Origin of the sequence: Bifidobacterium sp. MSK.17.10 (assembly GCF_019129655.1) — a bacterium.
Taxonomy (GTDB): Bacteria; Actinomycetota; Actinomycetes; order Actinomycetales; family Bifidobacteriaceae; genus Bifidobacterium; species Bifidobacterium adolescentis.
The window spans coordinates 180207-203239 of record NZ_JAHOJD010000006.1 but is presented as its reverse complement, the minus strand read 5'-3'; the positions used below and the strand labels follow the sequence as shown (position 1 = coordinate 203239).

Annotated in this window: 22 protein-coding genes and 1 pseudogene; 19 read left to right on the top strand and 4 right to left on the bottom strand. The window is 61.0% G+C overall.

Annotation, left to right across the window (positions count from 1 at the left end; genetic code table 11):
* The 4 genes and pseudogenes from KSX58_RS10485 to KSX58_RS07460 all read left to right on the top strand — a co-directional run.
* Positions 1-104: pseudogene (locus tag KSX58_RS10485) on the top strand (ABC transporter substrate-binding protein); the annotation flags it as partial.
* Between the two features lie 34 nt (positions 105-138).
* Complete coding sequence (locus KSX58_RS07470; protein WP_003808439.1) at positions 139-1122, top strand: amino acid ABC transporter permease; 984 nt, start codon at positions 139-141, stop codon at positions 1120-1122.
* A gap of 11 nt (positions 1123-1133) precedes the next feature.
* A complete protein-coding gene (locus KSX58_RS07465) occupies positions 1134-1928 on the top strand; it encodes an amino acid ABC transporter ATP-binding protein (protein ID WP_217735647.1) in 795 nt (264 codons plus the stop codon).
* Positions 1925-2170, top strand: a complete 246-nt coding sequence (locus tag KSX58_RS07460) for a hypothetical protein (protein WP_217735648.1) — start codon at positions 1925-1927, stop codon at positions 2168-2170. The genes KSX58_RS07465 and KSX58_RS07460 overlap by 4 nt, the downstream gene beginning before the upstream one ends.
* A 76-nt stretch (positions 2171-2246) precedes the next feature.
* On the opposite strand, the gene KSX58_RS07455 is transcribed toward KSX58_RS07460, so the two are convergent.
* Positions 2247-3524, bottom strand: coding sequence for a sensor histidine kinase (locus KSX58_RS07455; protein WP_195561087.1), 1278 nt, complete (start codon positions 3522-3524; stop codon positions 2247-2249).
* A gap of 11 nt (positions 3525-3535) precedes the next feature.
* Positions 3536-4237 (bottom strand): response regulator transcription factor, encoded by a 702-nt coding sequence (locus KSX58_RS07450; RefSeq protein ID WP_229029410.1) that lies wholly within the window; start codon positions 4235-4237, stop codon positions 3536-3538.
* Between the two features lie 344 nt (positions 4238-4581).
* On the opposite strand from KSX58_RS07450, the gene KSX58_RS07445 reads away from it, so the two are divergent.
* From KSX58_RS07445 to KSX58_RS07400, 10 genes are all read left to right on the top strand, one after another.
* Positions 4582-5736, top strand: a complete 1155-nt coding sequence (locus KSX58_RS07445) for a hypothetical protein (RefSeq protein WP_229086330.1) — start codon at positions 4582-4584, stop codon at positions 5734-5736.
* Entirely contained in the window at positions 5733-6431 is a 699-nt protein-coding gene (locus tag KSX58_RS07440) for an ATP-binding cassette domain-containing protein (RefSeq protein ID WP_003808456.1), read from the top strand. Before KSX58_RS07445 ends, KSX58_RS07440 begins: the two co-directional genes overlap by 4 nt.
* 59 nt (positions 6432-6490) lie before the next feature.
* Positions 6491-7606, top strand: coding sequence for a hypothetical protein (locus KSX58_RS07435; protein WP_232334597.1), 1116 nt, complete (start codon positions 6491-6493; stop codon positions 7604-7606).
* 121 nt (positions 7607-7727) lie between these two features.
* Positions 7728-8024 (top strand): hypothetical protein, encoded by a 297-nt coding sequence (locus KSX58_RS07430; protein WP_055054579.1) that lies wholly within the window; start codon positions 7728-7730, stop codon positions 8022-8024.
* Positions 8025-8034: 10 nt separating this feature from the next.
* Positions 8035-8535 (top strand): hypothetical protein, encoded by a 501-nt coding sequence (locus KSX58_RS07425; RefSeq protein ID WP_085381709.1) that lies wholly within the window; start codon positions 8035-8037, stop codon positions 8533-8535.
* 105 nt (positions 8536-8640) lie between these two features.
* A complete protein-coding gene (locus KSX58_RS07420) occupies positions 8641-9324 on the top strand; it encodes a hypothetical protein (protein ID WP_229055300.1) in 684 nt (227 codons plus the stop codon).
* Between the two features lie 92 nt (positions 9325-9416).
* Positions 9417-11309 carry a glutamine--fructose-6-phosphate transaminase (isomerizing) gene (glmS, locus tag KSX58_RS07415; protein ID WP_217735649.1) on the top strand — a complete coding sequence of 631 codons (1893 nt, stop codon included), beginning with the start codon at positions 9417-9419 and terminating at the stop codon, positions 11307-11309.
* 55 nt (positions 11310-11364) lie between these two features.
* Complete coding sequence (locus KSX58_RS07410) at positions 11365-12090, top strand: pseudouridine synthase (RefSeq protein ID WP_003808469.1); 726 nt, start codon at positions 11365-11367, stop codon at positions 12088-12090.
* A 108-nt stretch (positions 12091-12198) separates the two neighbouring features.
* Positions 12199-13491, top strand: coding sequence for a serine/threonine transporter SstT (gene sstT, locus KSX58_RS07405; protein WP_217735650.1), 1293 nt, complete (start codon positions 12199-12201; stop codon positions 13489-13491).
* Between the two features lie 255 nt (positions 13492-13746).
* Positions 13747-15114: a sugar ABC transporter substrate-binding protein gene (locus KSX58_RS07400; protein ID WP_229086366.1), complete on the top strand. Its 1368-nt coding sequence runs from the start codon at positions 13747-13749 to the stop codon at positions 15112-15114.
* A gap of 113 nt (positions 15115-15227) precedes the next feature.
* On the opposite strand, the gene KSX58_RS07395 is transcribed toward KSX58_RS07400, so the two are convergent.
* Both KSX58_RS07395 and coaBC read right to left on the bottom strand, forming a co-directional pair.
* Positions 15228-15998 (bottom strand): type III pantothenate kinase, encoded by a 771-nt coding sequence (locus KSX58_RS07395; protein ID WP_003808472.1) that lies wholly within the window; start codon positions 15996-15998, stop codon positions 15228-15230.
* Positions 15999-16089: 91 nt separating this feature from the next.
* Positions 16090-17370 carry a bifunctional phosphopantothenoylcysteine decarboxylase/phosphopantothenate--cysteine ligase CoaBC gene (gene coaBC / locus KSX58_RS07390; RefSeq protein WP_217735651.1) on the bottom strand — a complete coding sequence of 427 codons (1281 nt, stop codon included), beginning with the start codon at positions 17368-17370 and terminating at the stop codon, positions 16090-16092.
* Between the two features lie 201 nt (positions 17371-17571).
* Here coaBC and KSX58_RS07385 point away from each other — a divergent pair, with 201 nt between their 5' ends.
* The 5 genes from KSX58_RS07385 (at position 17572) to KSX58_RS07365 (ending at position 22766) form a co-directional block, all read left to right on the top strand.
* Positions 17572-19227 (top strand): ABC transporter substrate-binding protein, encoded by a 1656-nt coding sequence (locus KSX58_RS07385; RefSeq protein ID WP_217735652.1) that lies wholly within the window; start codon positions 17572-17574, stop codon positions 19225-19227.
* A gap of 15 nt (positions 19228-19242) precedes the next feature.
* Positions 19243-20223, top strand: coding sequence for an ABC transporter permease (locus tag KSX58_RS07380; RefSeq protein WP_038444228.1), 981 nt, complete (start codon positions 19243-19245; stop codon positions 20221-20223).
* A gap of 62 nt (positions 20224-20285) precedes the next feature.
* Positions 20286-21170 carry an ABC transporter permease gene (locus KSX58_RS07375; RefSeq protein ID WP_237976462.1) on the top strand — a complete coding sequence of 295 codons (885 nt, stop codon included), beginning with the start codon at positions 20286-20288 and terminating at the stop codon, positions 21168-21170.
* Entirely contained in the window at positions 21167-21997 is an 831-nt protein-coding gene (locus KSX58_RS07370) for an ABC transporter ATP-binding protein (RefSeq protein ID WP_217735653.1), read from the top strand. Before KSX58_RS07375 ends, KSX58_RS07370 begins: the two co-directional genes overlap by 4 nt.
* Complete coding sequence (locus KSX58_RS07365; protein ID WP_217735654.1) at positions 21990-22766, top strand: ATP-binding cassette domain-containing protein; 777 nt, start codon at positions 21990-21992, stop codon at positions 22764-22766. Before KSX58_RS07370 ends, KSX58_RS07365 begins: the two co-directional genes overlap by 8 nt.
* The last annotated feature ends 267 nt before the right edge of the window (positions 22767-23033 follow it).

Genomic DNA, 23033 nt, shown 5'->3' with positions numbered 1-23033 from the left:
AGAAGCTGATGGATGACGGCACGTACATGAAGATCCTCAAGCATTGGGGCGTCGAGTCCGGCGCTCTCGACAAGGCTGAGATCAATCCGACCGACCTCAACTGATCTCATCAGATAGATAGAAAAAGGAAACAGCATCATGGCGAAGAAACAAGTCGACGGCGACGGCCTCGATATTCCCAATCGCATTAAAGCCTTGCCTGTCAAGCGTACGGGTCCGATCGTGGCGGCCATCATCGTCGCGCTCTTCGCCGCGATGCTGGTGCAGGCTTTGGTCACCAATCCGCGTTTCGAATGGAATGTGGTCTGGAAATACCTGTTCAACGAGAACGTACTGGAAGGCATCAAGTACACGCTGCTGCTGACCGTCATCTCGATGGTCATCGCCATCATTCTGGCAGTCATTCTGGCGGTCATGCGCAAATCCATCAACCCGGTGCTGCGCGGCGTGAGCTGGTTCTACATCTGGTTCTTCCGTGGAACCCCTGTGTACACGCAGCTGGTCTTCTGGGGTCTGTTCGCGGTGCTGGTGCCGCGTATCGGCGTGGGCATCCCGTTCACCTCAATCGAATTCTGGAGCATTGACTCCCAGTCTGTCATCACCGCGTTCAACGCCGCATGGCTGGGCTTGGCCCTGAACGAAGCCGCCTACCTGGCCGAAATCGTGCGCGCCGGCCTCGAGGCCGTCGATCCGGGGCAGACGGAAGCCGCAAAGGCCCTCGGCATGAAGCGCACGCTCATCATGCGTCGCATCGTGCTGCCGCAGGCCATGCGCATCATCATCCCGCCGACCGGCAACGAGTTCATCGGCATGCTGAAGACCACGTCGCTTGTCAACGCCGTGCCGTTCACGCTGGAACTGCAGTTCGCCACCACGGCGATCGCGACCCGTCTGTACAAGCCGATTCCGCTGCTGATCGTGGCCTGCATCTGGTATCTGGTCATCACCTCCATCCTGATGGTCATCCAGTCGCGACTTGAAAAGCACTTCGGCAAGGGCTTCGACGCCCGTCCCGCCGGAGCCCGCGGCAAGCGCACGCCGCTGCCGGGCAAGACCTTCGGCGAACCCAAGGATGACGTCGACAAGCAGAACGAAGCCACGTTCGCGGGAATGACCGCGTGAGGGGAATGACCATGAGCGAAATCACAACCAACGAAATCGTTCCCGCCGTCAAGGCGACCCAGGTGCACAAGGCCTTCGGCAACCTGCACGTGCTCAAAGGCATCAACATGACCGTCATGCCCGGCACCGTCACCGTGATTCTCGGACCGTCCGGTTCCGGCAAATCCACGTTCCTGCGTCTGATCAACCAGCTGGAAACCCTGACCGGCGGCGAAATCGACGTCGACGGCGAAATGATCGGCTACAAGTACGTCGACAAGGGCGGCGAACGTGTGCTGCAGACCCTGAACGACAAGGAAGTGGCCGAACAGCGTTCCAAACTCGGCATGGTGTTCCAGCGCTTCAACCTGTTCCCGCACATGACGGCTCTTGAAAACGTCATGGAGGCTCCGGTCCACGTCAAGCACATGGACAAGAAGGAAGCTCGCGAACTCGCCATTCAGGAGCTGAACCGCGTCGGCATGGGGGAGCGTCTCGACTACTATCCGGCACAGCTGTCCGGCGGCCAGCAGCAGCGCGTGGCCATCGCCCGCGCGCTTGCCATGAAGCCGGAGATCATGCTGTTCGACGAACCGACATCCGCGCTCGATCCGGAACTCGTCGGCGAAGTGCTCAACGTCATGCTCGACCTCGCCAAGGAAGGCATGACCATGGTGGTCGTCACCCATGAGATCGGCTTCGCGCGCGAGGTCGCCGACCAGGTGGTGTTCATGGATGGCGGCGTGGTCGTCGAACAAGGCGGTCCGGAAATCATCGACCATCCGAGCGAGCCGCGCTTCAAGGACTTCCTGCAGCACGTGCTGTGACACGTGTCAAGATGAACGAACAGGTGGTGTTGATGATGCGAATCGTTCGTGGGGTTGCAATCCGCAACCATGACAGTCGTGCGGCATTGGCGATGTGCCTTGCCATCGCCGTCGGTGTCTGCGGGCTGTCCACGGGAATCACCGGTGCCCGGTATGATGATGCGCTTGCGACGCCGGCTCCCGCAAGTATCAGCGTCTTGTTGGGGACATGCCCCAAGTGGCTTCCATGGTGCGTCGCCTGACAGGAGCATTTTGAACGACGCTCGGGCGCAGCGGCCTTGCTGTGCCCGAGCAGCCTATTGTGCCTAGGCTTTGGGGTTAGACGTTGGGGTGCAGGGGGATACGCGCGTAGAGCGTCCACGTCTCGTCCTCGCTGTTGAAGCGCAGTTCGCCGCCCAGCGACTCGATGACGCCACGGTGGAGGAGCAGTCCGCTCTGTGATCGCGGCAGGGCGTCACCGCTCGCGGCCGGGCCTTGCGAGGCTTCAGGCGATTGCCGGCCTGTGCCGTGTCTGCGCGTGTTCTTGTGCGTCAGCGCGTTCGTCTGCATGAGCGACATGTTGTCGTCATCGTAGCTGATGGTGAGCATGGGCGCGCTGTCAGGGGACGCGTGCCGCAGCAGATTCGTGAAGATCTCCCCGATGAGGGTCACCGCCTCGTCGCCTGACCGTGTGCAGGCGGGAGATGATATCTGCCCTGACGTATGCACATCGACATGCATATGGTGCGGGGCCAGCAGATGCTGCCCCTGCTCGATCGCGATGCCGATGCGCTGCGGTAGCGGAAGGTTGTGTAAAGCGCCATCCAGATGATCCTCAGGGCGTTCGTCCGAGGCGTTCATGGTCCTGATGACCGAGCGGATACTGGCAAGGGCGCTCTCGCTGAGCTGCCGGACGGTCCGCCAATCCTCGTCTGACGCATCCGCCGTCTTGCCGGCCGTGTCCAACATGTCAATATGCTGTTGCGCGAGCAGGAATATACTCGACAGGCTTGCCGTGACCGCGTCATGGGTCATTTGCGCGAATCTGGTGACTTCCCGCTGATGTGCCTGCTGTGTTTGCAACAGCTCCAGCTCGGCGTCGCGGTGCCGTTGCCGATCGTCGATGGCGATGGTGCGGATGGACGCGCACATCGCATACGTGACGATGTACAAGGCGAGCAGCACGAAGAAGGAGAGCGCGTCCCCCTGCGAGAGCGCTTCGCGGGGGTCGAAAGCCAGCAGCAAGGTGACGATCGAAGTGACAAGACCCCAGACCGACCATTGGGTGGGTGTCGAATACGCGAGCGTGCCTATGGCCAGCGGTGTGAGCATGTGAATGATGGAGCCGGCATCCGATAGCGATATCCCGGGGGTGAACATCAGTAGCAGTACCACGGCGAATGAGATGACGGACATCGGTACCGGTGCGAAGGCGATGCCCAGCGGGCAGCAGCAGGCGATGATGCAGATGATCCACTGTGTGGGTGTCGTTGCGGGGAGGAACGTCAGTACTGCGGCCATGAGTATCGTGGCCACCAGGCATAGGGCGATATGCATCTTATGGTGATGCAGCCGCTGCGTGGTCCGGGGCGCGATCATGGTCTTGATGTTCGCCATTGGCGAGCCGCCTACAGTCCGATGGTTTTCGTCCATAACGCCACTGCCTCCCGTTTGCTGGCCACGCCCATCTTGCGCGACGCGCGTGTGATGTAGGTGTTGATGGTCGACGGGCTAACGTCGAGCACCTGCGCGATATCGGCGTTGCTATATCCGTGCGAACACATGGTGAGCACCTGCTTTTCCTGCTGACTCAGCGAGAGGATGTACGGCAGGCCTTCCTGCCGGATGCGCAGATGCGCCCGCCCCGGTACCTCGAAGGGCGGTCGGACGGCGAGAGCGCCGGTGTCCGCGACCTCCATGATGATGCTTTTAAGGGCCGACAGCTCGTTCTTGCCGATAACCGCCTGCATGCCGGCGTCGGCGGCATCATGGTAGAACTGGGTCGGCTCGTATGAAGTGATGCCGAGTATCGGCATCGTGCCGTTGGTGTAGCGGATGGCTCGGCTCATATCGACGCCCGACAGGCCGCGCATCGAGATGTCGGTGATGAACAGGTCCGGCAGATCGCGGATGCCGGATTCGCATTGTCGGTAGTGGTCGAAGGCGTCCGAGCCGTTATGTTCGGTCCAGGTGATGGCGACGCGCGGCCACGCGGACATGATCTCGCGCAGCATCTTCAGCGCCAGGATGTCGTTGTCGACGAGCACGACCTGCACGGTGCCCGTCGTCTGGTCGCTGCCGGTCGCGGATGGTGTCTGCTGTTGGCTCATGATGGTGCCTGGCTCTGTGCTTGTTCGAATACGGTATTCATACACCAGCATAGCTCTGTGTCGGCGCCGCCGGATTGGCGTCAAACGATGGGTTTCACGGAAACCGTTCCGCAGGATATTCCAAAAAAGCGCCAAAATGTGAGATGCGCAATCATGATTTGCTTGGGAGATGAGGTGCCGTATCGGCGGAAAGTCAACGAAAAACGGGTAATCGTACCGCAAAGCCATGTTTGTCGTGAGTGCCAGTATCGCGACCGTGTAGGTATTTGTACGACAAGGATTTGCCTGCGGATTCCTCCCCGCCGATAATGATAACGTTTCGATTCTGCACGAAGGAGCACAGAATGCGGATGCATCACCAAAAAACCGGTGGAAACCGGAACGCTGGCCGCAACACGGTGTCAGTCTCCGTGGCCGTGCTGCTCGCGCTCGTCATGCTGGCGGCCGGCGTGTGCGGCGGATTCCTGCTCACCCGTGAGCCCGAACCTGCCGCGTTCGAGTCGACTACGCGCGCGGGCACGCTCGTCGTGCAATCGGAACCATATGATGACGAGCGTTCCGTCACCGTCACGGTGGAACGCAGCGAATCCGGTTCCGTAGCCGCTCCGGTTGGGGGAGTAGTTACGGAGTTGAGACAGTGCGCGTCCGGGAGCAGCATCGAATCAGGCTCCGCGTTCATTGCCGTTGACGGACAACCCCAACTCGCGCTGTATCTGAGGACACCACCGTATCGGACGATGACCAGTGGCATGAAGGGCGGCGATATCGCGGCGCTCAATGCGGAGCTCAGACGGCTCGGATATACGGCCCCGGATTCGGACGTGATGACGTGGGATACAGTGAAAGCCTTCAATGCACTTGCCGCACACGCTGGGACGCAGAGCGCCACGCAGGAGCGCCAGTGGAGCATCGATACGTCGTTGTTTGCATGGTTGCCCCAACAGAAGGTGACTGTCAAGGAGTGCCAGGCCCGATATGGCGGGCATGTCGAGCAGGGAGCCGATGTGCTGACGACTACCAGCCAACCGGTTCGTGCGACGTTCCGGCGCAATGACTCCTCGATGTTGCGAGGTGATCGGGTCATGGAAGTCAATGGAGCGACGTTCACCATCACCGATCGGACAGCGGACAGCACCGACGCCTCCCTGCTCTCCGCCATCGGTGCGAGCAACGAATACCGTGCCGCTCAACAGCCGTCAGCCTCCGGGCAGGCCTCCGATACCGCAGGATCTCAGAGCGACACGGGACAAGACACTGCTTCGAACACCATCAACGTTACGTACCGCTGGAAGCTCGCCAAAACGCTGAACGTGGTCTCGGTGCCGCCGGCGGCGATGTATGACGTCTCTGCGGATTCGGCATGCGTGGTTTCGCGCGGCAAGCCGGTCGCCGTCCATGTGGTCGCCTCCCAGCTTGGCAAATCGATGGTCAGCGTGGAATCCGGCGCATCCTTGACTTCCGTCAATGTTCCCGCCAGCACGGGCAAGGCGTGCCGATGAGCGTGCAAGACCAGCTCGAGTCCATACGACCCGCGGTTGCAGGATTGGCGGGAACCAGTACGGTTCAGGACGATTCCTGTGATGAGCGGTCTGCCCATGTCCAGCTTGACGATGTCGGGCACAGTTTCGACGGGGACGACTGGCTGTTCAGACATATCACCATGACGCTGTATCCCCGGCGCGTCTATGCGTTGGTTGGTCCTTCTGGTTCGGGCAAATCCACGCTATTGTCCATTGTCGCAGGCTGGCAGCAGCCAGCGCAGGGCAAGGTCATACGCGTCTCATGCGGTCGGGTGTGCTGGGTATTGCAGAATCCTCATGGAGTAGCGCGTAGGAAAGTCATCGACCATGTGGCACTGCCCTATATTTCTCGCGGGGACCGCAGGAACGAAGCCGAAGAGCACGCTTTGTCACTGTTACGCGTGTTCGGGCTTGACCATCTTGCCGCCAAACAGTTCCGTGACCTGTCCGGTGGCGAAGCTCAGCGGCTGATGCTTGCGCGCGCGGTCGCCTCCCACGCGGGACTGCTTCTTGTGGATGAGCCGACAGCACAACTTGATTTGGCGACTGCGGCGAGCGTGAACCGAACCTTGCACGGGTTGTCGATATCAGGGGCGATTGTCGTGGTCGCCACACATGATCCGCGCACCCGCGACGCGTGCACGGACATCATCGATTTGAGGGACTACCAGTGAGCCGGGAACAAGATACCGTTGCGCCTGCCATTGACCGGGATACGGCTGAGACAGGGCGTATGCGTCTGCGTGGTGTCGTGGACGAAGCATGGCGGGATATCGTGTCCGGAACCTCGCATGCGTTCATGCTTATGTTGATTCTCGCCGCGTTGGTCGGCGGGTTGTCTGCTGCCGACCTGTTCAGCATTCGGTCAATAGCGCAGCAGGTTGACCGATATATCGCATCGGGCGCGTCGACGTACGTCATCGAGTTCAAAGGCGGAATCAGCGGTGAAGCATGCGAACGGTTGTCCAGTGTGGACGGGGTGCTCGCATCCGGCGCGTTACGGTCGAAGAACGACAAGGTCACATCCGCCGTCCTGCCATCTGCGGGCATCCCCTCGCTCGATGCCACCACTGGGGCACTTGGCGTCTTCGCCTCCTCGACACGGTCCGATGGGGCGACGTTGACTGTACGAGACTACGACGGCATCTGGCTGTCTTCGCAGGCCGCCCGGTCTGTGCACGCTCGGGCGGGGGACCGGCTCGCATTGCGTGCCGGCGGCAAGGTGCGCGTCGCCGGGGTGTTCCAATACCCGGATGACGGCAGATCAACCAGCTACGACTATGTGGCGCTTAGCCAGGTTCCCGCAGCTGCAGACGATTTCGACCAATGCCTGGTCAAGGCCTGGCCGGTGCCTGACGCCATGCAGTCATTGCTCCAATCCACGGTATCCTCGTGGCCATCGGACGCCTCGCAGCAGCCTACAATCAGCCAGCTCAACAGCACGCAAGGCACGCAGCTCGATGCCGTCAAGACATTCCGGGGGAGGCAAAGCGCGCTCGCTCCCGTTGTGATGTTCGTCGCCGCGTTGTTCGCAGGATATGCCGCGGTGCGTGCTCGGCGGCTCGAACTGGCGTCAGCCATGCATTGCGGGGAGCCGAAAATCGCGCTCTGGCTGCAAATGTTGCTTGAAACATTGATGTGGTGCTGCTCGGCGATAATCGTGACAACACCGTTGATCGTGTGGGCGTTGACCCATATGGAAACAGGCGTCATCATCTCGCCGACGACGCTTGTCGGCATTCTCGCCAGGATTCCGGCGGCGGCACTCGTCGGCGTACTTGCCGGAGCCTCGATGGCGATGCTGATCACCCGTGAACGTGACTTGTTCCGGTATTTCAAGAACCGATAACCAACAACCTGGGCCTTGTAGCAATTTTAACGACAAGGATTTGTATCGTCTGCTCAAGCGCGAAACAATGCAAGCATGGCGTCAACGGGGCGTCACCTAGATACAAGAAGGAGTATCCACAATGAAGAAAAAAGCTAAAACGGCATTGGCGGCGGTTACTGCGTCGTTGTTGCTCGCTACCGGGCTTGCAGGTACTGCGAACGCAAAAGATGTATGGAATCGCGGGGTAGTGTACTGGACATATTCCATGGCTACAGCACAGGGGGTGTATTCGCAGCATGTGCTGACGTACTCATTAAACGATGGAACGCTGAAGAAAGCTTACGGCAAGTGGGCTCCAACATATCAAAAGTCATACGCAAACGCGCACGGGCAACCGCTGAAGTTCTACACGGCGAATTGGCGTGTGTACAAGTGATTGGCAACCGATGCTGACTGATATTGTCGTCCGTGTTCGCTGCATAGTGTCGATTTTCGGCATCATTGTTGCATGTCTGGCATGCGTCGCGTGCGGTACGGGGCGTCAGGACGCGGTTCCGAGCCCGTCGCAAACCACCGCGAAAGCCGAAGACGGGACCGTGTTCACAGGCGCCTACGCCCGCAGGTTCGCGGACATGTACGACAATCTTCAGACTGGTTTCGCCCGGAACCTCATCAAAGACGGCAAAATCAGCGAGAAGGACATCGCAGCGTTGGAAAGTAAAGTCATGGATTGTATCTGCGCACAGGCTCAAAGCGAAGACGATTTCCCCACCTTCGATCTGACCGACGGTGCGCTGACACCGGTCCCGTACACGGGGGCGAACGCGCAGAAGGACAACAGGGTCGCAAAGGAATGCATGGAACGCTACGACGGGTACAAGCTCAGTGACCTGTCGCAGTATGTGTACCGGCATGAGCACCCAGATGACACCCATCTGTCGAACTGACACCCCGGCGTCGGTAGTGGGTGTGTGTCGTAACTAGCGTGGCACGCACCTACTGCCGCGGGCCGGCTGAATGGAAGAGACAAGGATTCGCAAGGAGAAGAGCACATGGGAACTTCGAATATCGCGCGGCATCGTCACACCGGTGTGACGACCTTCGTGTGCGTGGCGGCATGCTGCCTGATGTTGCTGTCCGGTTGTGGGGGAGCGACGCATATCGATTCATCTGCCGGTACCGCTACCGGCGCATCAAGCAGCGCCACGGCCCAGGATGGCACGGTGTTTACCGGGCCATACGCGCAGCAAATCAAACGCACCTACGATAACGCACACCAATCCTTGACTAAGAAGATACTCAAGGACAGCAAGATCACCGACCAGGAGTTCCTTGAACTCAGCCAGCATTTCAGCGATTGTGCGCAACAGCAAAATGTCGAAGTCACCGTCGATTCACAAGGCGGCATGTCAACCTCGTATCCGTCGGGAATGAGCGAGGCCGACGGTGATGCCATTGTCAAGCAATGCGATGCGGACAATGATTTCACGGATATGAATATGCTGCGCGGCGACATGAGTAGCAACCCCAACAACGAGGATCCCGTGGTGCCGTTGCTCAAGTGCCTGAAGCAATACGGACTCGCCGAGCAATCCATGACCGTGGAGGATTACAAGGCGATTGTCAGCGACGAGAGCAAGGACAGGGACGTGTTTGGCAAGTATTTCGATGAATCAGTACCCGGGTACGATGCTGCAAAGGCGAAACAGTACATTGCGTGCCAAACAGAAGCCTGAAGTCTTGCACCACCGTTCTCCCGCTGGCGGGTTGTGTGAAAGTGGTTTTTGCCGTGAGCAGGTGACATATCCGTCCGATACACTGGTGAGCTATGTGTGGAATCGTAGGATATGCAGGAAATGTTCGGACCGCGTGCGGCAAACCCTTGGAGGTCTGCCTCCAGGGTCTTCAGCGATTGGAATACCGTGGATATGATTCGGCCGGCGTGGCGTTGACCGCGCCCGGCATGGACCATGTGGCGGTGCGTAAGAAGGCCGGCCGTCTCGCCAACCTGGTGCAGGACATCGAACGCGATCCGATGCCGGAAGCCACCGTGGGCATCGGCCACACCCGTTGGGCCACCAACGGCGTGCCGAACGACACCAACGCGCATCCGCACACCTCGCGTGACGGCAAAGTGGCCATCATCCACAACGGCATCATCGAAAACGCGTCCCAGCTGCGTCTCGACCTGCAGACGGAAGGCTACCATTTCGTTTCCGAAACCGATACGGAGGTCGCGGCGAAGCTGCTGGGCAAGATCAGCGACAAGATCATCGAAGAGACCGGCAAGCCTGACCTGTTCAAGGCCGTCCGCCGTCTCGCACGCATGCTGGAAGGCGCGTTCACCATCCTCGCCACCGATGTGCGCCAGCCGGACATCGTGGTCGGCGCCCGTCACGATTCGCCGCTGGTGGTCGGTCTTGGCGAAGGCGAGAACTTCCTCGGCTCCGACGTGGCCGCGTTCGTGGCCTACACCAAGCGCGCCATGGAAATCGACCAGGACCAGGCCGTGATGGTGTCCGCAGACAAGGTCGTCGTCTCCGACTTCATGGGCAACATCGTGCCCGATCCGAAGACCTACACCGTGGACTGGGATGCGTCCGCCGCCGAAAAGGGCGGTTGGGACTCCTTCATGGACAAGGAGATCCATGAGGATCCGGCCGCCGTGCAGCGCACTCTGCTGGGGCGTCTCGACGAGAACGGCAGCATCAACCTCGATGAGGTGCGCATCGACGAGCATGATTTCAAAGCCATCGACAAGATCATCGTCATCGCCTGCGGCACGGCCGCGTATGCGGGCATGGTGGCCAAATACGCCATCGAGCATTGGGTGCGCATTCCGGTAGAAGTGGAACTCGCCCACGAATTCCGCTACCGTGACCCGATCCTCACCCCTCGAACGTTGGTGGTGGCCATCTCGCAGTCCGGCGAGACCATGGACACGCTGATGGCGTTGCGCCACGCGCGTGAACAGGGCTCCAAGGTATTGGCCATCTGCAACACGCAGGGCGCGTCCATCCCACGCGAATCCGACGCGGTGCTCTACACCCACGCCGGTCCGGAAGTGGCGGTCGCCTCCACCAAGGCGTTCGTGGCGCAGATCACCGCCGCATACGTGCTCGGCCTGTATCTGGCCCAAGTCAAGGGTGCCATGTATCGAGACGAAATCGCCCAGACTTTGGACTCTCTGAAGGACATGCCCCGCAAGATCCAGTGGATTCTCGACACCCAGACCAAGACCGTGCAGGAAGCCGCCGAACAGATGGTGGATGCGAAATCGTTCCTGTTCCTCGGCCGCCATGTGGGCTATCCGGTGGCCATGGAAGGCGCGTTGAAGCTCAAGGAAATCGCCTACACGTTCACCGAAGGCTTCGCCGCGGGCGAACTGAAACATGGTCCGATCGCTTTGGTGGACGAAGGCGAACCGGTCGTATTCATCGTGCCGCCGGCGCGCGGCCGCAACGTGCTGCACTCCAAAGTCATCTCCGGCATCGAAGAGGTCAAGGCCCGTGGCGCCTACATCATCGCCGTGGCCGAGGAACACGATCCGGACGTGGAACGTTACGCCGACGTGGTCTTCTGGCGTCCCGCATGCCCGACGCTGATGAGCCCGCTGGTGGACGTGGTGCCGCTGCAGCTGTTCGCCATGGACATGGCCAAGCTCAAGAACTACGACGTGGACAAGCCGCGCAATCTCGCCAAGTCAGTCACCGTTGAATAGCGCACTGGGCAACGGATCAAAGGACGGACCGAATGCCGGGCGCGGGCACAGGTATGTGACCGAGGAGCCTCACATTCCCTTCGAATATGAGGTTCTGTATGAGGATGAGCGCATCATCGTCATCGACAAGCCGCATTTCCTGGCCACGACACCACGTGGCATGTGGTATCGGGAAACTGCGCTGATCCGCCTGCGTGAGCGGTGCGGCGAGCCGGACATCGTGCCCGCGCACCGGCTGGATCGTCCGACCGCGGGCGTCGTCGTCTTCGTGCGCGATCCGGCCGTGCGCGGCGCGTACCAGATGCTCTTCCAGAATCACATGGCGGTCAAAACCTACGAATGTATGGCGCCGCTCGCCCCGCCGCAGCGTCCGCGCTACGGAACAGTCGAACAGGTCGACCGGCATCGGCCGTTCCCAACGGTACGCAGGTCGCGCATCAACAAGGACCGCGGCCGATTACAGGCGTACGAAAGCGCTGATATGCCGAACGCGGAGACGCTGATCGAACGTGGAGACGATGTGTGGCATATCGATGGAAAACCATTCGTGAACTACACATTGCATCCGAGAACCGGCAAGACGCATCAGCTCCGCGTCCATATGAATTCGCTCGGTCTGCCGATTCTTGGCGACGATTTCTACCCGGACATCGTGCAGCGCGCTTACGACGACTTCTCGCAACCCTTGGAATTGGTGGCGCGCGAACTGCGATTCGATGACCCGCTCAACGGCGAGCCACGTCGATTCGTATCGCATGTGCCGTTGGGCGCGGGCTTATAGAAACCCACGATTTTGGACATTCCCCTATCTCGTCCGACACGCCCGATTATCATGGCGTTCTGTTGACTTGCCGGAGCGTTTCCGGCATCACGAGAGTAAGAGAGAACCATGGGTAAAATCTCGAAAGCCGTCCGCGGCGTCGCCGACATCTACAACGGCGCATCGCTGATCGTCCGTATCATCGTCGGCCTGATCATCGGCACCGTGCTGGCATTGGCCATGCCCCACGTGACCTGGATCGGCGAATTCGGCACCCTGTTCGTGGCCGCGTTGAAGGCCGTGGCACCGATTCTGGTGTTCGTACTGGTGGCCAGCGCCCTTGCGCAGGGCACGTCGAAACTCGACCGCCGTTTCGGCACCGTGCTGTTCCTGTACCTGTTCACCACGTTCCTGGCAGCGGTCGTGGCCGTGCTGACATCCCGTCTATTCCCGCAGACCCTGTCCTTGGGCAAGGCCGCCAAAGCCGACGTGGTGCCGCAAGGCCTTTCCGAAGTCATCCAGACGCTGCTGACCAACATCGTGGCCAATCCGATCCAGGCCATCATCGATGGCAACTACATCTGCATCCTGATGTGGGCCTGCCTGTTCGGACTCGCTATGAAGTCCATCGCCAACGAAAGCTCCAAAGCGTTCATGGCCGACGTGGCCGACGCCGTGTCCCAGGTGATCCGCTGGGTCATCAACCTCGCCCCGTTCGGCATCATGGGCCTCGTGTTCACCAACGTGGCCGACAACGGCCTGTCCGCATTCACCAAGTACGGCAGCCTGCTGCTCCTGCTCGTCGGCACCATGCTGCTCATGGTGCTCGTGTTCGGCCCGCTCGTCATCTTCATCTTCCTGCGCCGCAACCCGTACCCGCTGGTCTACCGCTGCTTCAAGGAATCCGGCCTGACCGCGTTCTTCACCCGCTCCTCCGCTGCGAACATCCCCGTCAACATGCAGCTGTGCGAGAAGCTCGAGCTTGACAAGGACATGTACTCCGTGTCCATTCCGCTGGGCGCCACCATCAACATGAACGGCGCGGCCATCACCATCACCATCATGGCCATGGCTGCCGCCAACACGCTCGGCATCCAGATCTCCCTGCCGGCGGCCATCCTGCTGTCCGTGGTCTCCGCGCTCGGCGCATGCGGCGCGTCCGGCGTGGCAGGCGGCTCGCTGCTGCTCATCCCGATGGCCTGCTCGCTGTTCGGCATCAGCAACGACATCGCCATGCAGGTGGTGGGCGTCGGCTTCATCATCGGCGTCATCCAGGATTCCGTGGAAACCTGCCTGAACTCCGCGTCCGATGTGGAGTTCGCGGCCACCGCCGAATACCATGCCTGGCTCAAGCAGGGCCGTCAGCTGCCGGCCTTCATGTATTCCAAGAAGGAACGCGCCAAGCTCGGCATCGAAGCTTGATTGCGTACCGGCTTAGCCGCCGATGCGATATCGCAGGGAACCGCTTTGGAAGTTCGCTTCCGGAGCGGTTCTTCCGCATTCGGCGTATTTGGGTGGATATGGGGAGCCTTTCCAGGCTTGTGCGTGGCTTCCGCATGACCCGTATAATCTTATGGTGGTAATCGCAGGCGAAATACAAAACGGAGGTCCGTGGGCGTGGTGCTGAAATCGGCGAAACTGGTGAAGCAGCTCATCGCCATCTGCTGCGCGGGCGTCATGGCGGCCAGCGCCGCCGCATGCGGGGCCAATACGGACACACGCACACAGATCACCGTATGGTCGTGGGAGCCGAGCATGAAACAGGTCATCGCCGGCTTCGAAAAAGACAATCCCGACATCCGCGTGGTTTGGAAGAACACCAGCGGTTACGACAAACTCAACAACGCCATCCAAGACGGTTACGGCATTCCCGACGTGGTGCAGCTGGAATATTACGCATTGCGCCAGTACGCGGTCAGCAGCCAGCTCGTGCCCATCACCGGCAGAACCGAAGGCTATGTCGATTTCTACACGCCCGGCACCTGGGCGTCGGTGCAGCTCAACGGACGGGTGTACGGGCTTCCCATGGACTCCGGCCCGATGGCCTTCTTCTATAACAACAGCGTGTTCGAACAGGTTGGCGTGGACGCGTCCAAGATCCGCACATGGGACGACTACTACGAGGCCGCCAAAAAACTCAAGAAAATCGGCGTGTACATCACCGCCGATTCCGGCGACGCCAGCTTCTACGACACGATGATCTGGCTCGCCGGCGGACGCCCGTTCTCCACGTCCAACGATGGCAAGAACGTGACCATCAGACTCACCGAAGATAAAGGCACCCGCGAATTCACCGAATTCTGGCAGAAGATGATCGATGAGGGTTTGGTGGCAACAAACCTCACGTCATGGTCGGATCGATGGAAATCGGCCGTGGGACAAGGCAAAGTCGCCTCGCTGTTCTCCGGCGCATGGCTGCCTTCGCTGCTCATGTCCGACATTCCCGGCGCGGCCGGCCTGTGGCGCGTGGCCCAGATGCCGACGCCCGACGGCAAGGCCACCACATCGGAAAACGGCGGTTCGGCCCTTGCCGTGCTGCAACGTTCCCGCAAACCCGAAGCCTCATACCGTTTCATCGAATACGCCTGCCACAATGCCAAAGGCATCACAACCCGCGTGGATGGCGGCGCGTTCCCAGCCGACAAAAACACCTTATCCGACTCGAAATTCCTCAGCAAGACCACGGTGACCGATGACCGTGGCATCGAAGTGCCCTATTTCGGCGGGCAGGAATACAACCGCGTGCTGTCCCAGGCCGCGGAGAACGTGTCGACCGGATACCAGTATCTGCCGTTCGAAGTGTATGCGCGCAGCGACTTCCGGTCCACGGTGGGCAAGGCCTACAAATGGTCGAGCCTGCTGCGCAAAGAGCAGAACAGGCTCAACATCATCGCCGCAGGCGGTCAGGTCTCCGACACCTCCAACATCGGCGATGCGTTGAAGAACACCGAATCGTCCGACCGCATCAAACTTAAGGGCGGCATAGCCCTATGGCAGAAGGACCTGAAAGAATACGGAGCCAACCAGGGCTTCACCATCCAATAGCGTCTGTGTAATTGGTTTAATCGATTGCGGCCTGCGGATAGCGCATTATCCGCAGGCCGTCGGTTTTCAGATTGCCGGGCTATGATCGCCGGTTCCCGTCGCTGGCTCTTGAATCAGCGGACGTTGCGGTCGTAGATGTGCCGCATGCCCTTGAAAATCAGGTCCGGATCGTAAATGTCGATCATGTTCGTGTCGTCGGCGAACACGCGGCTCAATCCGCCCGTCGCCACCACACGGAAATCCTCGTCGATCTCCTTATGGAACTGCGCGATCGTGCGTTCGATGCCGCCGAGGAAGTTGTAGTACAGGCCCGCCTGCATGGCCGGTTTCGTGGACTTCGCCAGAATCGACTTCGGACGGGTGATCTCCACTTCCGGCAGCTGCGCCGTCCCTTCCCACAGTGCGGCCGCGGCGGTGCGGATACCGGTGGTGATCAGTCCGGAAATCACCGACGCGTCCGCGGTGACGTAGTTGAACGTGGTGGCCGTGCCGAAATCAGCCACCAGAATCGGCCCGCCATACTCGTAATACGCGCCCGCGCAGTCGGCGATGCAGTCCGCGCCCATGTTCTGCGGATTGTCCATGCGGATGTTTAGTCCCGTTTTGATGCCCGGTCCCACGATCATCGGATCGATGTCGAGGAACTTCACGATGCTCGCACGGAACGAATGCATGACCTTCGGCACCACGGACGAAATGATCACATCATCGACATCCGCCGGCTTGTAGCCGCTCAAAGCCAGGAACTGCGTGATCATCAGCCCGTATTCGTCGGACGTGTGGTTCGCCTTCGTGGTGATGCGGTACGTGCCCGCGATGCGCCCATCGTCGATGAAACCGATCACGACGTTCGTGTTGCCGATATCCACAGCCATCAGAAGCATGTTGCGTTCTCCTTCGCGTTTTGCGGAAGTTCCGTTGAAATATTGCGATTATTGCGATTGATACGGTTATTGCGATTTGAAAATGCTGCGGTTAGCGCCGTTCGCCGTCCGCACGCATGGCTGCGAGCTTGACAAGAATACGTTTCGCAAGTGCGTCCTTGCCCATCTTGCTCCACCGTTCGATGCTTGGCCTGTCTGCGGTTTCGCCCGGCGTCAGCACCGTCACCACGTTCGTGTCCGCTGCGAAACCGGCGCCGGGGGTGCGCAGATTGTTGGCCACCAGCATGTCGCAATGCTTGCCGTTAAGCTTCTTCGCCGCGTTGGCCTCAAGGTCGCGCGTCTCCATGGCGAATCCGCACAATGTCTGGTCCGGCCGCTTATGCTCGCCGGCCCAAGCCAGAATATCCGGATTCGACGTGAGCTCGAGCTCGATGCCGCTGCGCCCGTTCTTCTTGATCTTGTCCCGGGCCTGCTCGACCGGACGGAAATCGCCGACGGCCGCGGCCATGACGGTGATGTCCGTGTCCGAGAAACGGCTCGTCACCACATCGAACATATCCCGTGCGGTCGTGACATCGACCACATCCACGCCATACGGGGCGTCCAACGCCACCGGACCGGACACAAGCGTCACCTGCGCGCCCAGATCGCGTGCCTGTTCGGCCAAGGCATACCCCATCTTGCCGGTGGAATGGTTGGTGAGGAACCGCACCGGATCAAGCGGCTCCTGCGTCGGGCCGGCGGTGACGAGCACGGCAAGTCCCTTAAGCGGCAGCTCGCCGTCCGGACGATTCGCAAGCAGCAGCGCTTTCACCGCCGTTTCGATGCGTGCCGGCTCCTCCATACGTCCCTTGCCGGCGTCGCCGCAGGCCAGCATGCCGCTTTCCGGCTCCACAATCGTCCAACCGAGCTCACGGCAGGTATTGAGATTGCGTTGCGCCACGGCGTTTTCATACATATGCACGTTCATGGCGGGGCACAGGATCTTCGGTCCCTTGTCGTACGCGAGTATGGTGCTGGTCAGCTGGTCATCGGCGATGCCGCAGGCGATTTTCGCGATGATATCGGCGCTCGCCGGAGCGACTGCCAGCAGATTCGCCCACTTCGCGTCGGCCACGTGGCTGATCTGCAGCGGACCGTCCGGTCCGGGTGCCACGTCGGCCGTAGCGCCGGGACGATGTCCGGCGGCGAACATGGACGTGCGTGTCGGCGTGTGGGTGAGGGAACTGAACGTCAGGGGAGTGACGAACTCCTGTGCGGCGGCGGTCATCACCACACGCACCTCATGCCCCTGCTTGCTCCAATCGGAGGCGAGATGGCAGGCCTTGAACGCGGCGATGCTGCCGGTGACCCCCAAAAGAATATGCGCCATGGATCAACCGTCCTTCTCGTTGTGACCTGCCGCGACTGCGTCAAGTATATAACCGGGCCGAAGCCTCCGCGCGCTTTGCGGGCGAATCCGAACGGGCCGCGGGTATGGCGGACGGTAGAATCAGGCCGTGGTGATCGACCTCACGCAGGCGGTCAACCGCAATCACAACACATAATCGAAAATACGAAGAGGAGAAATCCCATGTCGTCACCTACCGGTGCGCACGGCGAAGCCGACGCAACCAAACAGGAGAACGAACAGCAGCCGCAGTCCACGGCAAGCACCGACGCCACGCTAAACGCGCGTGCGAAATCGTCGAACGGCGCGAAATCGCAAGGCCCGAAGAAGTGGCTTATCGCGTTGATCGCCATCATCGCCGCCGTCGCGGTGATCGTCGCCATTGCAGTGACGCGCGGCAAAAACGATGACGCGAACACTTCCGGCGTAACTAAAGCCGACACCGTCACCATCGGGCTCAAACTCGCCCCGGTCAGCCTCGACATCCGCCACCAGTCCGGATCGGCCATCGAACAGGTGCTGATCGGCAACGTCTACGAAGCGCTGCTGTCGCGCGACTCCGACAACAAAGTGCAGCCGGGCCTCGCGAAATCCTGGGACATTTCCAAGGACGGCAAGACCTACGCCTTCCATCTCAACCAGAACATGACCTTCTCCAACGGCGACAAGCTCGACGCTGACGACGTGGCCTGGTCCATCAACCAGCTCAAGGAGAAGCAGTACTACAACGCCAACCAGGTGGCCAGCCTCGACAAGGCCGAAGCGGTGGACGCCAACACGGTCAAGCTCACCCTTTCCACCCCCGACTCCAACCTGCTGTGGTATCTGACCGGACGTCCTGGCCTCGTGTTTGACAAAAACGCCAAATACAACGCGAAAACCGAAGCGGTCGGCTCCGGCCCGTACACCGTCGAATCCTTCGACTCGGCCAGCAAAATGGTGCTCAAAGCCAATCCGAAATATTGGGGAACCGCACACAAGCCCGCCACCCAGAACGTGGTGATCCGCTTCCTCACCGACGACAACGCAGCCGTCAACGCGCTGAAAAGCGGTGACGTCGACGTGCTTTCCCCGGTGAACGCCACGCTCGCCAAATCATTGGATGCCAGCACATACACGGTGTCCGCGGCCGACGGCAGCGACAAGTTCGTCCTCGCCTTCAACTGCACGAACGCCAAACTCAAGGACAAGCGCGTCCGCCAGGCCATCCGCTACGCCATCAACCACAAGGAGATCATCGCCTCCCGAGGCAACGTCGACTACGCGCTCGGCGGTCCGATCCCGTCCGTCGACCCCGGTTACGAGGACCTGACCGGCCTGTACCCGTACAACGTGGACAAGGCCAAGGAACTCATGAAGGAAGCCGGTTATACCACCGACAAGCCGTTGCGGCTCACCCTCACCTACGCCAACACGTACGGCACCGAACTGGGCGACCAGCTTAAAAGCCAGCTCGCCAAAATCGGCATCGATTTGAAGATCGACTATGTGGAATTCTCCACATGGCTGCAGAACGTGCACGCCAACGGCGACTACGAGCTGTCATTGGTGGACCACGCCGAAAGCCACGACTTCTACAAGTGGACCACGCCGGACTACTACTACCATTACGACGGCAAGCAGGCGCAGAAACTGTACGCCAAGGCTTTGGAAGCCACCGACGAGGCCGACAGCGCGAAATACCTGAAGCAGGCGGCGAAGGCCGTAAGCGAGGACGCGCCGGCGGACTGGCTGTTCGGCTACCGCGTGACGGTGGCCGTCAACAAGCACGTGCAGGGCTTCCCCAGCAAGCTCAGCCAGACGGTGCTGCCATTGTGGCGGATCTCCAAGAATAAGTAAGGGAACGGTATTTCCATGCGATTCGTGGGAAAGCGGCTGGCGCTGTTCGTAGCGGCTTTGGTGGGCTTGTCCGCGCTGGTGTTCGTGATGCTGCGCGTATTGCCGGGAGACGTCGCCGCGGTCATCGCCGGCACGAACGCCACCCCCGAACGCATTGCGTCGCTGCGCGCCGAATTCGGCTTGGACAAGCCGCTCGTCGCACAATATGGCGATTGGATGGCGGGCATGCTGCATGGCGACCTCGGCGTGTCCGCAGTCGGCGGACGGCCGGTCGCGCGGCAGATCGCCATGCGCGCCGCCGTAACGTTCCCTCTGATTGTGCTGAGCCTGCTGATCGCGCTGGCGATCGGCCTGCCGCTTGGCTGCGCGGCCGTCCTGACACGCAATCCGCGGCTGCGCGGCCTGTTCCACGGCATTGCGATCGTGGGCGGCGCGGTGCCCGCATTGTGGGGCGGCCTACTGCTGATCCTGCTGTTCTCCCGTGGCACGGGACTGTTGGGATTGCTGCCCGCGCAAGGCTTCCCCGACACCGGCTGGGCCACGCCGGGAAAGGCCCTGTCCTGTCTGCTGCTGCCGGCGCTCACCACCGGCATCACAGCCGGCGCGTCCATCATGCGCTACACGCGTGCCGCAGTGGGGGATATGGCCTCATCGCAGGCGGTGGATATGGCCATGGCCTGCGGCATGACCCGCAAACAGGCGGTATTGCGCGTGGCGTTGCGTCTGGCCACTGCGCAACTGGTGTCGGTGGTCGGCCTGACCTTCGCGCAAATGATCACCGGCGTGATGGTGGTGGAAAACCTGTTCGCCCTGCCGGGTCTTGGCGCCATGCTGGTCACCGACGTCGGCAACCGCGACCTGATCGCAGTGCAAAGCGAACTGTTCCTGCTGGCCGCGTTCTTCCTGCTGCTGGGTCTCGTGGTCGATCTGACGCACCGCGCGCTCGACCCGCGGTTGAAACATTCCGGCGTCGTTTCGGGAAAGGCGGAAGCATGAACGCATCGAGACCCGCACCATCCTCGCAACCGGCGTCGTCCACGCAAACTACGTCGAGACCCATGCGATCCGTCATCGACGTGACATCCACTGCCACCATGAAAACCGTGCTTTCGACCATCTGGGCCAAGGCCGGCGGCAAATACGCGCTGATCGTCATCGGAGCATGGCTGCTCGTATCCGTACTGTCCCTCGTATGGACGCCGTATTCGCTGCTCGACACCAACGGATTCAACGCGTGGGCCTCCCCATCCGCAGCGCACCTATTGGGTACCGACGGCACCGGCGCGGACGTGCTGAGCTGGCTGATGGCCGGCTCCCGCACGAATCTCATGATCGCCGTGCTCACTGTCATCGTCGCGGCCGCGATCGGCCTGCTGTTGGTGGCAGCCATGGTATCGCGTTCCGGTGCGCTCGCGTCCACGTCGGTGGTGGTGGTCGACGCGCTGATTTCCATTCCGACGGTACTGATCGCGTTGATCCTCACTGTGCCGTTCGGCGCGTCCGCAGCAGTGGTCGTGGCTGCCTGCGGTTGCGCGTACGGGCTGAACCTGGCACGCATCCTGCGGCCCTCCGCACTGCTCGCCGCACGTTCGGCATACGTCGAATCGGCATTATGGTCGGGGGCAAGCTCCGTCCGTGTGTTCTTCACGCATATCGTGCCGAACACGCTGCCGGTATTGTGCGTGCAGCTGTCCATGAGCGCCGGCACCTCGCTGCTGGCGGAGGCGGGACTCACGTATCTGGGCGTCGGCGTCGGAGCCGGCGTGCCCAGTTGGGGGCATTCGCTGTCCACGTCCGTGAAATTCATCAGCATCTATCCCATGGCCGTCCTATGGCCCGGCCTGGTCGTCACGATGGTGGTGGTCGCGTTGAACCTGTTCGGCGACGCGTTGCGCGACGCGCTCGATCCGCTAACCAATCCCGCGTTGAGGGAGGCCGCATGAGCGCCGTCATACGTCATCTGAACATCGCCATCAACGGCAAGCCGATCGTCGATGATGTCGATTTGGACATCGCCGACGGCGAACGTGTCGGCTTGGTCGGCTCGTCCGGTTCCGGCAAATCGATGATCGCCCGCGCCATGATGGGCCTGCTGCCGGCTACCGCACAGGTGACGGGCAGCGTCGAATTGGGTGGTACGCAGATTGTCGGCGCGTCGGACGCAGCGGTCGCCGACCTGCGCGGACGGTACGTGGGCATGGTGTTCCAGAATCCGTCCGCCGCGTTGAATCCGGTGATGACCGTGGCGCAGCAGGTCGGTCTTCCGCTGTACCTGCATTACGATCTGTCGCTCGCCGAACGGTCGGAACGCGTCACAGCGGTGCTTGCCAAGGTCGGCCTCGGCGAGGACGTGCTGGTGAAATACCCGCATGAACTGTCGGGCGGCCAACGGCAGCGTGTCGGCATCGCCACGGCGCTTGTCACTTCGCCGCGGCTGATCATCGCCGACGAGCCGACCACCGCGTTGGATTCGATCACGCAACGGCAGATTGTGGACCTGCTCACGTCGCTGGTGGACGAGTCGGGCGCGTCGATGCTGTTCATCACGCACGATTTCGCGGTGCTGAACAGGGCCACCACACGCTGTTATATGCTTGAATGCGGGCGGATCGCGGAATCCGGCGATACGGACGCGCTTCTGGACCAACCGCGCACCGACGCGGGACACAGGCTGGTCCGGTCGGCCCGCGCGTTGTCGTTGCACGCAGGGCAGGATGCCGGGCGGGAATCCGTGCGGAATCCCGCGCAAAAGGAGGTGGACCATGACTGACGTGAACGAAGGAATGGTGCTGCGCGGCCGCGGCCTCGACAAATGGTATGGCGCGAAACATGACCGCCGTCAGGCGCTGTTCGGCGTGGATGCGGATGTACGGGCGGGGGAGTGCCTCGCCGTGATCGGCGGCTCCGGGTCGGGCAAGACCACGCTGACCCGCGTGCTGCTGGGGCTCGAATCCGCGGACGGCGGCAGCGTCGAATACTGCGGCGAGCCGGTCCGTGGCGACGTGGCGCACAGTCTGCGCCTGCAGTCCGGATTGGTGTTCCAAAGCCCGTTCGATTCGTTGGATTCGCGATGGCGCATCGGCCGATCCATAGGCGAGCCATTGCGCATGCATCATCCGGATTGGCCACGGGAACGCGTCGCGGAACGTGTGACCGAAGTGCTGGAAATGGTGAGCCTCGATCCGGGAACGTTCGCCAACCGTTTCCCTGTCGACCTGTCCGGAGGGCAGGCGCAGCGCGCCGCGATCGCCCGCGCCATCGTGGACGGGCCGAAGGTGCTGCTCGCCGACGAGCCGATGAGCGCCATCGACGTGGCCGCGCGGGTGCGCATCCTCGACGCGTTCGCCGCGATTCGCGAATCGCAGCCCGATATGGCGATCATCATGGTGTCCCACGATCTGGGCGTGGTGCAGCACATCGCGGACCGCATTCTGGTCCTGCACGACGGGCGCGCGGTCGAAGTCGGCCCGACGGACCAGGTGCTGGGCCATCCGCAGGACGAGTACACCAAGCGATTGGTGCAGGCCGCCTCGCTGTAGGTGTCGCTCCGCATGCCTCATCCGTGCGCGCCATACAGTCTCGCATATTCGTGGTGCGTCTCTTTTCTATAACGATTTGACCGATTGCGTGTCGGTCGATATTGTTGGTTACATGGTTAGTTAGTTATGTAACTAACCATGTAACCAACAGGATGGATGGTCCGGCATGACCGGATGTTCATGATCGGGGGACTGCGATGACGCATGGAACATATCAAAGCCACGGGATGCAACGGCCACGGCGAATCGTGACAATACTGACGGTTC

Excerpts from the sequence above, each read along its gene's own strand:
- KSX58_RS07470 (WP_003808439.1), top strand. The coding sequence starts at position 139 with ATGGCGAAGAAACAAGTCGACGGCGACGGCCTCGATATTCCCAATCGC.
- KSX58_RS07465 (WP_217735647.1), top strand. The coding sequence starts at position 1,134 with ATGAGCGAAATCACAACCAACGAAATCGTTCCCGCCGTCAAGGCGACC.
- KSX58_RS07455 (WP_195561087.1), bottom strand. The coding sequence starts at position 3,524 with ATGGCGAACATCAAGACCATGATCGCGCCCCGGACCACGCAGCGGCTG.
- KSX58_RS07450 (WP_229029410.1), bottom strand. The coding sequence starts at position 4,237 with ATGAGCCAACAGCAGACACCATCCGCGACCGGCAGCGACCAGACGACG.
- KSX58_RS07445 (WP_229086330.1), top strand. The coding sequence starts at position 4,582 with ATGCGGATGCATCACCAAAAAACCGGTGGAAACCGGAACGCTGGCCGC.
- KSX58_RS07440 (WP_003808456.1), top strand. The coding sequence starts at position 5,733 with ATGAGCGTGCAAGACCAGCTCGAGTCCATACGACCCGCGGTTGCAGGA.
- KSX58_RS07435 (WP_232334597.1), top strand. The coding sequence starts at position 6,491 with ATGCGTCTGCGTGGTGTCGTGGACGAAGCATGGCGGGATATCGTGTCC.
- KSX58_RS07430 (WP_055054579.1), top strand. The coding sequence starts at position 7,728 with ATGAAGAAAAAAGCTAAAACGGCATTGGCGGCGGTTACTGCGTCGTTG.
- KSX58_RS07425 (WP_085381709.1), top strand. The coding sequence starts at position 8,035 with ATGCTGACTGATATTGTCGTCCGTGTTCGCTGCATAGTGTCGATTTTC.
- KSX58_RS07420 (WP_229055300.1), top strand. The coding sequence starts at position 8,641 with ATGGGAACTTCGAATATCGCGCGGCATCGTCACACCGGTGTGACGACC.
- glmS (WP_217735649.1), top strand. The coding sequence starts at position 9,417 with ATGTGTGGAATCGTAGGATATGCAGGAAATGTTCGGACCGCGTGCGGC.
- sstT (WP_217735650.1), top strand. The coding sequence starts at position 12,199 with ATGGGTAAAATCTCGAAAGCCGTCCGCGGCGTCGCCGACATCTACAAC.
- KSX58_RS07400 (WP_229086366.1), top strand. The coding sequence starts at position 13,747 with ATGGCGGCCAGCGCCGCCGCATGCGGGGCCAATACGGACACACGCACA.
- KSX58_RS07395 (WP_003808472.1), bottom strand. The coding sequence starts at position 15,998 with ATGCTTCTGATGGCTGTGGATATCGGCAACACGAACGTCGTGATCGGT.
- coaBC (WP_217735651.1), bottom strand. The coding sequence starts at position 17,370 with ATGGCGCATATTCTTTTGGGGGTCACCGGCAGCATCGCCGCGTTCAAG.
- KSX58_RS07385 (WP_217735652.1), top strand. The coding sequence starts at position 17,572 with ATGTCGTCACCTACCGGTGCGCACGGCGAAGCCGACGCAACCAAACAG.
- KSX58_RS07380 (WP_038444228.1), top strand. The coding sequence starts at position 19,243 with ATGCGATTCGTGGGAAAGCGGCTGGCGCTGTTCGTAGCGGCTTTGGTG.
- KSX58_RS07375 (WP_237976462.1), top strand. The coding sequence starts at position 20,286 with ATGCGATCCGTCATCGACGTGACATCCACTGCCACCATGAAAACCGTG.
- KSX58_RS07370 (WP_217735653.1), top strand. The coding sequence starts at position 21,167 with ATGAGCGCCGTCATACGTCATCTGAACATCGCCATCAACGGCAAGCCG.
- KSX58_RS07365 (WP_217735654.1), top strand. The coding sequence starts at position 21,990 with ATGACTGACGTGAACGAAGGAATGGTGCTGCGCGGCCGCGGCCTCGAC.